At 40.2% G+C, this 13,423-nt stretch carries 14 protein-coding genes; 3 read left to right on the forward strand and 11 right to left on the reverse strand.

The window, feature by feature from the left end; genetic code table 11:
* Positions 1-16: 16 nt before the first annotated feature.
* A complete protein-coding gene (locus tag FHG08_RS12875; protein ID WP_138607375.1) occupies positions 17-1,531 on the forward strand; it encodes a SpoVR family protein in 1,515 nt (504 codons plus the stop codon).
* A gap of 202 nt (positions 1,532-1,733) precedes the next feature.
* A complete protein-coding gene (locus tag FHG08_RS19060; protein ID WP_256872085.1) occupies positions 1,734-1,886 on the forward strand; it encodes a universal stress protein in 153 nt (50 codons plus the stop codon).
* A gap of 10 nt (positions 1,887-1,896) precedes the next feature.
* On the opposite strand, the gene FHG08_RS12885 is transcribed toward FHG08_RS19060, so the two are convergent.
* Together FHG08_RS12885 and FHG08_RS12890 are read right to left on the reverse strand one after the other, a co-directional pair.
* Positions 1,897-2,868, reverse strand: coding sequence for a diguanylate cyclase (locus tag FHG08_RS12885; RefSeq protein WP_010388598.1), 972 nt, complete (start codon positions 2,866-2,868; stop codon positions 1,897-1,899).
* A 6-nt stretch (positions 2,869-2,874) separates the two neighbouring features.
* Complete coding sequence (locus FHG08_RS12890) at positions 2,875-3,879, reverse strand: response regulator (RefSeq protein WP_178956226.1); 1,005 nt, start codon at positions 3,877-3,879, stop codon at positions 2,875-2,877.
* Between the two features lie 220 nt (positions 3,880-4,099).
* On the opposite strand from FHG08_RS12890, the gene tpx reads away from it, so the two are divergent.
* Positions 4,100-4,681: a thiol peroxidase gene (gene tpx, locus FHG08_RS12895; protein ID WP_138607379.1), complete on the forward strand. Its 582-nt coding sequence runs from the start codon at positions 4,100-4,102 to the stop codon at positions 4,679-4,681.
* A 73-nt stretch (positions 4,682-4,754) separates the two neighbouring features.
* On the opposite strand, the gene adk is transcribed toward tpx, so the two are convergent.
* From adk to FHG08_RS12935, 9 genes are all read right to left on the reverse strand, one after another.
* Positions 4,755-5,399, reverse strand: a complete 645-nt coding sequence (adk, locus tag FHG08_RS12900) for an adenylate kinase (protein WP_008468042.1) — start codon at positions 5,397-5,399, stop codon at positions 4,755-4,757.
* A 153-nt stretch (positions 5,400-5,552) separates the two neighbouring features.
* Complete coding sequence (htpG, locus tag FHG08_RS12905; protein WP_178956227.1) at positions 5,553-7,466, reverse strand: molecular chaperone HtpG; 1,914 nt, start codon at positions 7,464-7,466, stop codon at positions 5,553-5,555.
* A gap of 130 nt (positions 7,467-7,596) precedes the next feature.
* The gene (locus FHG08_RS12910) at positions 7,597-8,310 is read right to left on the reverse strand and encodes an RluA family pseudouridine synthase (protein ID WP_178956228.1); all 714 of its coding nucleotides are present in this window, start codon (positions 8,308-8,310) and stop codon (positions 7,597-7,599) included.
* A 105-nt stretch (positions 8,311-8,415) separates the two neighbouring features.
* Positions 8,416-9,024 (reverse strand): recombination mediator RecR, encoded by a 609-nt coding sequence (gene recR, locus FHG08_RS12915; RefSeq protein WP_024602877.1) that lies wholly within the window; start codon positions 9,022-9,024, stop codon positions 8,416-8,418.
* A gap of 6 nt (positions 9,025-9,030) precedes the next feature.
* The gene (locus tag FHG08_RS12920; protein ID WP_013465191.1) at positions 9,031-9,357 is read right to left on the reverse strand and encodes a YbaB/EbfC family nucleoid-associated protein; all 327 of its coding nucleotides are present in this window, start codon (positions 9,355-9,357) and stop codon (positions 9,031-9,033) included.
* 60 nt (positions 9,358-9,417) lie between these two features.
* A complete protein-coding gene (gene dnaX, locus FHG08_RS12925) occupies positions 9,418-11,733 on the reverse strand; it encodes a DNA polymerase III subunit gamma/tau (protein WP_178956229.1) in 2,316 nt (771 codons plus the stop codon).
* A 3-nt stretch (positions 11,734-11,736) separates the two neighbouring features.
* Positions 11,737-12,282: an adenine phosphoribosyltransferase gene (gene apt / locus FHG08_RS12930; protein WP_008109316.1), complete on the reverse strand. Its 546-nt coding sequence runs from the start codon at positions 12,280-12,282 to the stop codon at positions 11,737-11,739.
* A gap of 155 nt (positions 12,283-12,437) precedes the next feature.
* The gene (locus FHG08_RS19065; protein ID WP_008109320.1) at positions 12,438-12,560 is read right to left on the reverse strand and encodes a hypothetical protein; all 123 of its coding nucleotides are present in this window, start codon (positions 12,558-12,560) and stop codon (positions 12,438-12,440) included.
* 72 nt (positions 12,561-12,632) lie between these two features.
* Positions 12,633-13,385 (reverse strand): DUF2063 domain-containing protein, encoded by a 753-nt coding sequence (locus tag FHG08_RS12935; protein ID WP_178956230.1) that lies wholly within the window; start codon positions 13,383-13,385, stop codon positions 12,633-12,635.
* Between the last annotated feature and the right edge of the window lie 38 nt (positions 13,386-13,423).

Below are 13,423 nucleotides of genomic sequence, written 5' to 3' on the forward strand. Positions count from 1 at the left end.
AAAGCGAGGTAGCAATATGAATAACGAGCGAATCAGTGATGGGCCCGATTGGACCTTTGAGTTACTTCAGCAATATCAAGATGAAATTGCACGTGTTGCTGAGCATTATAAACTAGACACATACCCTAACCAAATTGAAGTGATCACTGCTGAGCAAATGATGGATGCTTACTCCAGTGTAGGCATGCCTATTGGCTATACTCACTGGTCTTACGGTAAAAAGTTTATCCAAACAGAACAAAATTATAAACGAGGTCAAATGGGCCTTGCATATGAAATTGTGATTAACTCCAATCCATGTATAGCTTATTTAATGGAAGAAAATACGCTGCCGATGCAGGCATTGGTTATGGCACATGCGTGTTACGGGCATAACTCTTTTTTTAAGGGGAATTATTTATTTAAAACATGGACTGATGCCGGTTCTATAATTGACTATTTATTGTTTGCTAAAAATTATATTAGCCGCTGTGAAGAGAAATACGGTATTTCTGAAGTAGAAAGCATACTCGACTCTTGCCATGCGTTAATGAGTTATGGTGTTGACAGGTATAAACGTCCGCAGCGTATTTCGTTATTTGAAGAACAAAAACGCCAGCAAGAACGGGCTGAGTACTTACAATCACAAGTTAATGAACTATGGCGTACCATTCCCTCTCAGCAGCAAGAATCGAAAAAGCCTGAGCGCCACTTTCCGCAAGAGCCGCAGGAAAACATTCTGTATTTTATTGAAAAAAATGCTCCTTTACTTGAGCCATGGCAACGAGAAATCGTGCGTATTGTGCGAAAAATATCGCAGTACTTTTATCCGCAAAAACAAACACAGGTTATGAATGAAGGTTGGGCCACTTTTTGGCACTACACTATTTTGAACCACTTATATGATGAGGGAAAACTAACCGACTCATTTATGTTAGAGTTTTTACAAAGCCATACAAATGTTGTGTATCAACCCCCTTATAATAGCGATTATTACTCAGGTATTAACCCCTATGCGCTGGGTTTTAATATGATGGTAGATATACGCCGAATTTGTGAAAACCCGACAGAAGAAGATAAACGCTGGTTTCCTGAACATGCTGGTAGTGACTGGCTTGAAACTCTTCACTTTGCAATGCAAAACTTTAAAGATGAAAGTTTTATTAGCCAATTTTTATCACCTAAACTAATTAGAGACTTTAAATTGTTCACTATCGTCGACCACACCAGCAACCCACATTTAGAAATAGGCGCTATTCATGACGATAATGGCTACAAAGCGGTTAGAGAGGCACTTTCTGCACAATATAACCTTAGTAATCATGAACCTAACATACAAGTTTACGATGTAGACTTACGTGGCGATCGCTCATTAACCTTGCGATATATTCCTCACAACGCCATTCCACTGGCCAACTCCCATGAGGAGGTATTAAAACACCTTTACAGACTATGGGGCTTTAGGGTAAAACTTGAACAGGAGTCAAATTCTGGTGATATTTCAACCATTGGTCAATGCCCAATGGATGATTCACGCCATACAACAGAGTAAAAAAATGCAGAGCGAACCGATTGTGAGTTTTATGTAAGTTACACTGTCTATATTTCTCCAATATTAAGAGATTTAGGCTTGGTTTTTTCTAAGGAACAGCTCGTTAATGCGTTTGAGAAACGACCACAATAGCAGCAGGCCCTTATAACTGATAATAACTTACGCGATAAGCTTCATATTAAAGCGGGGGTTACCCGAGGAGGTGATCTCAAGCTTAGCGGCTAAGATTAATGCTGATTTAGTGATTATAGGCTCTGTAGGAAATATAGGGATTAAAGCTAAGCTCATTGGTAATACTGCAGAAAAAATAATGCGTTTGTTCAACGTTGATTTAGTTATTTTAACTCCCAATTAAAAAATGATGCTTACGCATCATTTTTTATATCAGCATATACCGACACTTTATTTCGACCGGTTTCTTTTGAATGGTAAAGTGCTTTATCGGCAGCTTCAATCCAACGCTCATGATCTTTAAATTCGTTGTCAAAGCAGGCAATACCCACACTAATGGCCATATGCATAGTGTGCTCTTTGTATTTCGCTGGTGAGGTTTCGATTAATTGGCGTAAGCGCTCAGCAAATACGATAGCCCCTTGTTTATCGGTATCTAATAAAGTAACAACAAACTCTTCACCGCCGTATCGCCCAGCAATATCAGTTTCACGCAATGCAGTTTTAAGTAAACTCGCTATATGACGAAGAGCTTCATCTCCCGCACTATGACCAAAGTCATCGTTTACCTTTTTAAAGTGGTCGATATCAAAAATTAATAACGAGCAACAACCTTCACTACGCTTAGTGCGTAAAAATTCTTGATGTAGTAAATGCTCCCAATGTCCTCGGTTTGCAAGCTGGGTAAGGCTGTCAGTTTGGCTTACTTGCTCTAATTTTTTGTTTAACTCTTCAAGCTCTTTTTTGTTAACTGCAATATCTGTTACATCGTAGATAATAATACAAATATGCTCAACTTCGCCTCGTACATTCGTAAGTGGAATAAACGTGGCGTTTTGATACATATAATCAGCTTTACCTGTTATCGGCCGATAATTTTTAAAACGAAAAATATACGGCTGCTGTTCCCAGATAGTAAATGAGCGATTTTTTAATACAAACACTGACTCAGCTTTACTTCTAAACCATTTTTCATCTATGGCTGGGAATAGATCAAACAAGTCTTTATCTTTTACTGCACTAGGTAATAACCCAGAATGGTTTTCCATAAAACCATTCCAAACGCACACCTTGTAGTCTCTATCAAGCACCACAAGGCCTACATCAACAGTATTGAACATGTCCATTAACCAATGGATTTCATTTAAATCTAAATCAGCTGGCATAAATATTTAATCTTCCAGTAGATAAGCAACTTTATATTTCAAAGTTTTAAGTGAATCTTCAGTAAAGAGCAACATTAAATCACAACTAATATCATGATTTTCAATACCGTAACTAATTTCTATGGCAAGTGTTCGTTGCCAACGCGACTTATTAGACTGAACAAGTTCAGAAACATCACGATGCTGGCCCAATACAATGGGGTGGCCTTGACTAAAGGTCATATCGAGCTGTTTGGACAAGCCTGTTAATATAGCGCCAATTAAGATGTTACTCACATCCATTAGCAACTCTAACTCCACCTTGTCGTTTAATTCACCTTCGTAATTCATTAGTGAGGCTATTTCTTTAAAACTAGAATCATTTAAAAGTAATAACGCCTCACCAGATACCCCGCCGCCTATAAAGCCTTGGCAAATACCTGATGTAGTGTCATTGGTATCAACAGAGCTTAAGGCCATGTTAAGCTCACTGACTTCTAAAACATTAACATTAGGAATGGGTAACTTAACAAATACATTAAGCAGTCTTGCGAGTAGATCCCCAGCTTGGCCCATAGCGACATTAGTCAACTCTTGATATATATCACGAACATCAGGGTCAACTTGTTCACCTAAAGAATGAGATAAGCGTTCACGCAGTGCTCTATCTCGTATACCATGGTGTTCTATAATGGCAGCGAGCTTTTCGGGGGAACATGGTTTTTGAATAAAATCGATGGCGCCAAGCTCAAGTACACGCTGATGTGCGCTAGGTTGAATATCGCCCGATACCACCACAGTAAGTACGTCTAGCCCCTGATCTTTCATTGCTGCCAGTACGCCATAACCGTCCATCTCTGGCATATTTAAATCAAGAAAAAGAATTTCAGGTTGGGCTTTGGTTATTTGTTTTATGCAGTCTACACCGTCACATGCAAATTCAATTTTAATATCCCAATCATCGGGCAAGGAGCGAGCTAACTGGCGTCGTGCTAATTTTGAATCATCACATATTAAAACCGATGTTGACATACAATCTCACTATTTTAAAACGGGGTGCAATTTTAAGCGTTTAGAACAAGCCACAGGTACATAAAAAAACAATACCTATTTCCTATACGTATATAGTAATCAATGTATCGCCTATTTACAATTTTAGGCAAAAATAAAGCTATGGATTATTCTGCTTGGTAACTTATCTACATTATAATACACTCACAATTATTACGTTAATTTAAAAGGAAAAAATTCCATGCGTCGTACATTAGCTTTTGCATTAAGCCTATTTTGCTGTGCAAGTTTTGCCGCAGATTTACCCGAAAACAAACTCGATGCAGGAAGAGTAACCGCACAAGGTAAGCCAGTGACCTTATTAGGGAAAGGCCTTACTGTCGGTGAAGATGCCCCTAATTTTAAAGTAGTTGATGAGCGTTTCACTGCAGTTACATTAGAAAACTATAAAGGCCAAGCTGTATTAATTAGTGTTGTACCGAGCTTAGATACCGGTATTTGTAGCTTACAAACTAAGCACTTTAATGAAAAAGTCGCCCAACAATTTCCAGGCGTGGCCATGCTCACCATTAGTGCCGATTTACCGTTTGCGCAAAAACGTTTTTGCAAGGCCGAAAATATCGATAAAGTGACGACGCTTTCTGATTCTGTATGGCGTGATTTTGGCCAAAAGTATGGCTTAATAATTAAAGATATGGGCTTACTTACCCGCGCGGTATTTATTTTAGATAAAAGCCATAAAGTTATTTATAAGCAATTAGTTAGTAGTTTATCAACTGAGCCTGAATACGATAGCGTTATTGAAAAGCTTAAAACGCTTTAAGGGTCGAATTTCAAATAATAAAAAACCGCTATAAAGCGGTTTTTTTAATTATGCTTTTAGTTTTAGCTACAAGTTAACCTAAAAGCTCAGCTAGTTGCTTGCTTACTGCTTCAACCGCTTGTGTACCGTCTAGTTTATGGTACTGCGTGTTACCCGCTTTCGCTTCTGCTTGGTAGTAGTCAACCAATGGCATTGTTTGCTCATGGTAAATGCCTAAGCGCTTACGAACTGTCTCTTCGGTATCATCTGCACGAATAATAAGTTCTTCACCTGTTTCGTTGTCTTTACCTTCCTCTTTTGGTGGATTGTAAACAACATGGTAAACGCGACCAGAACCTGGATGAACACGACGTCCGCCCATACGCTCAACAATAACTTCATCAGCAACATCAAATTCAATAACGTGATCAACCACTACGCCATTTTCTTTCATAGCATCTGCTTGTGGAATTGTACGTGGGAAACCATCGAGTAAGAAGCCTTTCTCACAATCTGGTTTTGCAATACGCTCTTTAACAAGGCCAATAATAATATCGTCTGAAATAAGCTGACCTGCGTCCATTACTTTTTTTGCTTCTAGGCCAAGTGGTGTGCCCTCTTTAATTGCAGCTCGTAGCATATCACCGGTAGAAATTTGTGGAATACCGTATCTATCCATTAAAAACTGAGCTTGAGTACCTTTACCTGCACCCGGTGCGCCCAAAAGAATAATGCGCATATCATTGTCCCCTAATATGAGAGTTTATTTTAAAGTCTGAATTCTTCCATAAGCGCTGCAGATACTCAAGTAACTTATACTAATTGTCTATACAGCAGCGCATAAAAAAGGGAACAAACGTTCCCTTTTGACTCAATCATTGATTTTTAATACTTATTTGCTTAAATCAAGCATAAGTTTATTTAAGCGAGTTACAAATCCAGTCGGATCTTTAAGCGTACCGCGCTCTGCAAGTAAGGCTTGGTCTAGTAGTACATGTGACCACTGTGCAAACTTATCTTCGTCTTGCTCATCATTTAAGTGCTTAACCAGTTGGTGCTCTGGGTTTAATTCAAACACAGGCTTAGCCTCTGGAACAGCTTGACCTACTGACTCCATTAGCTTTTGCATTTGCGAGCTCATGTCGTTGTCATCGCTCACTACACACGCTGGTGAGTCAGTTAAGCGGTGAGTGAAGCGTACATCTTTAACATCATCACCTAATGAAGTTTTAATGCGCTCAACTAAACCTGCAACTTCTTTTTCAGACTCTTCTTGTGCTTTTTTAGTTTCTTCGTCATCTAATTTACCTAAGTCTAAATCACCACGGGTAATTGACTGAAATTGCTTTTCGCCAAATTCCGTTAAATGGCTCATCATCCACTCATCAACACGGTCACTTAGTAGTAAAACTTCAATGCCTTTTTTGCGGAAAATTTCTAAATGCGGTGAGTTTTTAGCTGCAATAAATGAGTCAGCAACAACATAGTAAATTTTATCTTGGCTGTCTTTCATACGCTCAATGTATTGTTCAAGCGATACATCTTGAGTGTCTGAATCGGTATGCGTTGAAGCAAAACGTAATAGCTTAGCAATGCTCTCTTTGTTAGCCGCATCTTCTGCTGGGCCTTCTTTCATTACTTGACCAAATTCATTCCAAAACGTTTGGTAATCATCGGCTTTGTTTTTCGCCATACGCTCAAGCATTTTAATAATACGCGACGTACACCCCTTGCGGATAGCTTGGGTCACTTTGTTATCTTGAAGTATTTCACGCGATACGTTTAGTGGTAAATCATTTGAATCTAATAAACCTTTAACGAAACGCAGGTAGCTTGGCATAAACTGTTCAGCGTCATCCATAATAAACACGCGTTGAACATAAAGTTTTAAACCACTTTGGCGCTCACGGTTCCATAAATCAAAGGGTGCTTTTTTAGGAATGTATAACAAACTGGTGTATTCAGTTTTACCTTCAACTTTATTGTGTCCCCAGCTAAGCGGATCTTCCCAGTCGTGGCTTACATGCTTATAAAACTCTTTGTATTCGTCCTCAGAGATTTCTGATTTGTCACGTGTCCACAATGCTGTTGCACGGTTAATGCTTTCCCATTCACCAGGAACAGCTGGAATTTTTTCACCATCTTCACCTTCAGACTCAGGTACTTCTGCCTTGTACATCTGTACTGGTGTAGAAATATGATCAGAGTATTTAGTTACGATACTGCGAAGACGCCACTCATCTGCATATTCACTTTCTTCTTCACGAAGATGTAAAATAATGTCTGTACCACGGCCTTCTTTTTCGATTTCTTGTAGCGTGTACTCGCCTTCACCTTTTGACTGCCATTCAACCGCTGTAGTCTCTCCTGCTTTACGAGTACGAACAGTCACTTCATCAGCAACAATAAATGCTGAGTAAAAACCAACACCAAATTGACCAATAAGCTGTGAGTCTTTACTTTGATCACCAGTTAAGTTTTTGAAAAATTCAGCCGTACCCGACTTAGCAATTGTGCCTAATGAGCTGATCACTTCATCACGCCTCATACCAATACCATTATCAGAAATGGTCACTGTGTTAGCGTCTTTATCTGCGCTTATACGTACGCGTAAATCTGCATCACCTTGATAAAGGTCACCGTTTGAAAGGGCTAAAAAGCGTAGTTTATCGGCTGCGTCAGATGCATTTGATACAAGCTCGCGTAAAAAGATTTCTTTATTTGAATAAAGCGAGTGAATCATTAAGTTTAATAGTTGTTTTACTTCTGTTTGAAAGCCTAATGTTTCTTTTTGTGCTGCAGTCATTTATGTATCTCCAATTTGCAAAGTGTCTGCGTTATGCACTTAATATGGGGGGAGGTGTCAGAACTTCAAGGGAAAAAAGTAAAAAAAGCTGCCAGCAAAAAACAACAATATTATAAAAAACAATATCTGTTCAAAATGGGCTAGCACAGTGTAAATGCATCGGCTTTTGAGTGCTTGGATGATGAAAGTATATATCGCTGGCATGTAACTGCAAACGCGACGCCATCTGCTCACTCTGTTCACTTTTATACAAATCGCAGCCTAAAATAGGATGCCCAATTGCATGACTATGAATACGTAATTGATGCGTTCGACCAGTAACGGGGGTAAATTGCACTAACGTCTTTATTGGTTGAATAAAACGCTTAAGTACTGTGTAGTGTGTTAAGGCCGCTTTGCCTGTGGTGTTACATAACTTAACACGAGGAAAATAGAGTTTGTCTTTAGCAATCGGGTAATTTATTTGTCCGTGGTTATCGCACACTTTTCCTTGTAACATAGCGACATAGCGTTTGCTTATGGTGTGACTTTGAAATTGTTGATTGAGGTTTTTTGCCGAGTCACTATTGAGTGCCACCAGCATAATCCCTGAGGTACCAAAATCTAATCGATGAGGTAACTTTGCTTCTGCAAAGGCAGCTGTTTTACCCTGTTGACCATTGACTAAGCGATAATGAACGGAATCCCAATTTAGTGGGTTTTTACCCGACAAACTCAATAAACCGCTAGGTTTATTGATCACTAAAAGCGCCTCATCTTGATAAATAATTTTTATGTGTTCATGGCAAACAGGTGCGATAAAGTCATCAACAATCACATTAGCACTTTGGGTTATTGCAGCCATACCATCCTTAAACTTTTGTTTATATTGCAATTAAAGCCAACAAAAAAGCCTACAGCATGTATGTAGGCTTTTAAAGTAAGTTCAAATAGTTAAGCTTAAAATAAACTATTCATGGCTGACTAAGCGCCTACCGCTAAATGCATGCATAAGCGTCATTCCATCGACTAAATCAAGCTCACCACCAACAGGAATACCATGAGCAATACGCGATGCACCCACATTGTTTTTGTGGCAAAGCTGAGCAATATAATGCGCCGTTGTTTCGCCTTCAACCGAAGGATTTGTGGCCAAAATGACTTCATTAATACCGCCTTGCGCGAGCTTTTGCTCGAGTACATCAAGGCCAATTTCTTTAGGCCCTATGCCATCAATCGGTGATAAATGCCCCATTAATACAAAGTAAAGCCCTTTGTATTGACCTGTTTGCTCAATGGCCAGTACATCCGTTGGCGATTCAACAACACATAAAATACCACTGTCTTGGCGTTTAGTGCTTAAGCAAATATCACACTGCGCCTGCTCGGTAAATGTGCGGCACGATTGGCAATGACCTACAGCGCTCATTGCTTTAGTCAAGGCATTACCAAGTTGAGCACCGCCTTTACGGTCGCGCTCTAATAAATGAAATGCAATACGCTGGGCAGACTTCGGGCCAATACCTGGCTGACAACGAAGTGCTTCTATCAGCGATGTTAAACTATCTGAAAGTTGCATAGTTGCTTAGAACGGCATTTTCATACCAGGTGGTAACTGCATACCGCCTGTCACTTTACCCATGCGTTCTTGCGTTTCATCGGCAACACGGCGCACAGCATCGTTACATGCTGCAGCTAATAAATCTTCAATCATGTCTTTGTCGTCTTCCATTAAGCTTTCATCAAGCTCAACACGGCGCACGTTGTGGTTACCAAGCATGGTTACTTTAACTAAACCGGCACCAGCTTCACCAACGACTTCCATTGTTGCGATTTCTTCTTGGGCTTTTTGCATGCGCTCTTGCATTTGCTGCGCTTGCTTCATCATGTTACCCATTCCACCTTTAAACATAATCGTCTCTCTTTCTTTTAATACATTAACTGGAGTATAAATAAGGGCACTGGTCGTTAATTACAATGCCTGAATACTGTTTTCGTCAATTTCAGCGCTAAATAGCTGTTGAAATTGTACTATATTTTCATCGCTGGTGATCACATCAATCGCTTGCTGGTGACGACCTGCATCAATTTTTTGTTGAATCAAATAAGGTGAGTCAATCACCCCGCTAGCAAAATCAATATTAAGCTCAACGTTGTGTCCATAAATACTTGATAACGCCACATTTAACTTTTGACGTAACATTGGCGTATCTAAGTGCTTTTGCGATTCATCCACTTCAATATGGAAATGATTGTCTTGTTTGGTAAAAATTGAATGCAATGCAAACTGGCGCATGCGTCCGCCAAGTCCCATACGCTTTATTAAATAGGCCCACTCGTCTTGTTGATGAGCAAATCTAATTTCACTAATTGGGCTTTGAAAATCATCTGGTACGGGAATACTAGGCTCTTGCTCAACAACAGGTGCTGGTTTTTGCGGGTTAATTTGCTCTAATAGCTCCGGTGCTAAATTTTCAGTAATCGTTTGATGCTTTGCTTTAAAGTCAACTTTACTCGCTGGCTTATTTGCTACCTGAGCTCGGCTCCCCTGTGCTGGGAGCTGAGGCTTTTTTTGCAGGTCATCGCTCACCTCATTATCCCATGGCGGTGGCTGCTGCGATACAGTTTGCGCTTCATTGCTCACCGGGCGACTAAATTCGGATTTTGTCGGTACTGGTTTTTCTTCAGTTGGCTTTTCAATAGCGGCACTTGAAAGCTTACCGGCACCCGAAATGTTTCTATCGCGTAAAATACGCGCTATTGCTGACTGTGCTCGCGCTTCTTGCTCACCCATTGATGACGCAGACTGTTCTGCGTTACTAGTGGCATTTGCTAACTCAGGATTAAACCCTTGATCAACAGCGCTACTCATTACATCATCGTATTGTGCGGCAATGGTTTGTTCTACATCACTGTGCTGCATGTAAGCATCATCTTCGCTTTGACGCTGCGCTTGTTCATCACTTATTACGGGGGTATCGACAATTTGAGGCTGACTTTGTACCGAACTTTGCTCAAGTTGTGTTTGGCTATTATCAGGCTGTGAAACCTCAGGCTCAGCGGCTTTTGTTGGCTGCGTTTGAGGTGTATTACTCTGCGCTGGTTTATTTTTATTTAAAATATCACGCAGTGCATTAGCACGCCCAGCACTATTTTGCTCTGGCGCAGCTTGTGAGCTAGGTTCAGGTTGATTGGTTTGCAACTGCGTAGGTTCAAATGCCAATAACCTGAGCATAATCATTTCGAACCCTAAACGAGGCTCAGGTGCCCATTGTAAATCTTTTTTGCCGTTAAGTAATAGCTGGTAATACACTTGCATTTGTTGAGCATGGGTATGCGCTGCAACATGCTCAATGTAATCGGCGTTATTGCTATCAAGCGCTGCTGCTTCAGGGACTAATTGACTCAATTGAATCACATGCGTTAGCGCAATTAAGTCATCAAGCAGCGCAATGTAATTTGGATTTCGGCTAGCGACTTGTGCAACTTCATTCATCAGTGCTGTGCCATCTTGCGCTAATAATGCCGCAAGTAAGCTCTGACTGTAATGGGTGTCCATTAAACCAAGCATGTCTTGTACAGCTTGATTTTTAATATCACCATTTGTTTGAGCAATCGCCTGATCGGTCAGACTTAATGCATCTCGCATACTACCATCGGCCGCTTTGGCAATAATACTTAGCGCATCATTATCGAAGTTAAGCTGCTCATGGGTAAGCACATGCTCAAGCTGTTGCTTAATCTCAGCTTGCGACAATGCGTTCAGATTAAACTGTAAACAGCGAGATAAAATAGTCACTGGTAATTTTTGAGGATCAGTGGTTGCGAGCAAAAATTTCACATGCTCAGGCGGCTCTTCAAGCGTTTTTAATAACGCATTAAAGCTGTGCTTTGACAACATGTGTACTTCATCGATTAGATATACTTTGTAACGTCCGCGCGTTGGCGCATATTGAACGTTATCAAGTATCTCACGCGTATCCTCAACCTTAGTGCGTGAGGCCGCATCTATTTCGAGTAAATCAATGTAGCGCCCTGCCTCTATATCAACACAGCTACTACATTGACCACATGGTGTGGCAGATATACCTTCATCACAATTTAAGCTTTTAGCAAAAATACGGGCAATGGTGGTTTTACCTACACCACGGGTTCCAGTGAATAAATAAGCGTGATGCAGTCTATTTTGAGTCAGCGCGTTTACCAACGCCTGTTTTACATGAGACTGCCCAACCAATTCATGAAAGGTTTGAGGACGCCATTTTCTCGCTAGAACCTGATAACTCATCGATTATTCGCCTTCGAATTCAACCAATTTTAAAATATTGATGCCCATTTTCTCAATGCGTTGCTCACCACCAAGCTCTGGAAGTGATACAACAAAGGCAGCATCTGTGGCGTTTCCGCCTAATTTTGCAACCAACTTGGCTGTTGCTTCAATTGTACCACCGGTCGCCAACAAGTCGTCAACTAACAAGACTTTATCACCGGCTACAATCGCATCAGTATGAAGCTCTAATGTATCTTCGCCATATTCGAGTTGGTAATCTTGGCGAATAACTTCGCGCGGTAATTTACCTGGTTTACGAACAGGGATAAAAGGAATTCCCAAAGCATAAGATAGCGGAGCACCAAAAATAAAGCCACGCGATTCAGTGCCGATAATTTTAGTAAAACCTTGGTCTTTATAAGCGTCAATAAATGCATCTATGGTTGCTTTAAACGCTTCAGGGTTTGCCATTAGGGTTGTTACATCGCGAAACATAATGCCCGCTTTAGGATAATCAGCAATTGTAGTAATGCTGTTTTTGATAATTGCTGGTGTTACTTGAGTCATAATTTTAACTGCTCAATGATTAATATTACAAAGCAGGTGATTATAACCTTAAGTGGTCGTAAATTGCGAGTTTGCGATAATTATAAAGTGTCGGGAGAGGGAAGTGATAAAAATGTAAGGCTGATGAAAAACAACAGCCTTAAAATAAAACCTGATTAAGTTAAGCTGGTGATCCAACCTAAAATGGCATTTAAACACCCTATTCCAGCAAATACGGCTAAGAATGCAAAAAAGTAAGCCGCATTGAACGGGTCTTTAAAGTCTTTATCATCTGACATGGGTACAACCTTTTATTAAGCACAACAAATAAAGGCGCTATAATAGACGATGTGAAATAATCAATAAAGAGCTTAGTCTTGATTTTTTGTCACTATAATTTGCCGCTGTGCCATAGCTGTTAAGGTACTCAGTGCCCCTTGTGTTATTTGCTCAAGATTAAATTGTGGTGCATTTTCACTAACCTGTTGGCAAACCTGCTCAAACGTACTTCCCGCTTCATTTTCAATAATAGACAGTAGCATGGCGGTCATGGCATTTGTGGCCAAAAATTGCACCTCATCACTCTCATCGCGGTAAACAACAAAGAAATACGGCTGCTCTGAAGGCTGTTGAGGTTGAAACTCTTCACTAATATGTTGCACTGGATAGTCGTAGCTTAAGTTACGCGCTGTTTTAGATAAATACAAAGGAGAGTGAGTAAGCTTATTAGCGCTTAGAGGGAGCTCACGGGGGTCAGCCTTCATTACAGACACGTCAAGCTCAATCCATTCATAATGGGCTAGCGCCAGCATAAATATCGGATCAGACTCTCTAGGTACATAGCTTGTCATTAAATAGGTAATAAATTCTTCACCTATATCTAAAAAATAAGGAGATTGGCAATCATGCTCACTAAAAAATTGACGAACCAGTAATAGCCACTGTTGATCACTATAGAGTGTTTTTAAAACTGGAAATGCCGATGAAACAAAGCCATTAATATTATTAAAAAACAGATCTCGGTAAATAGCCATTCGTCTGTCTTCAACATCGGTTGGACACGGCTGCTTATTAGGCTCTCGAATATGGGCCATAAACTCATTTTGCACATCGATAAAACTCATAATAACGACTCTTATAAAACCCTAAAATAGCAAGTACT

The sequence above is a fragment of the Pseudoalteromonas sp. Scap03 genome, assembly GCF_013393115.1.
Lineage (GTDB): Bacteria > Pseudomonadota > Gammaproteobacteria > Enterobacterales > Alteromonadaceae > Pseudoalteromonas.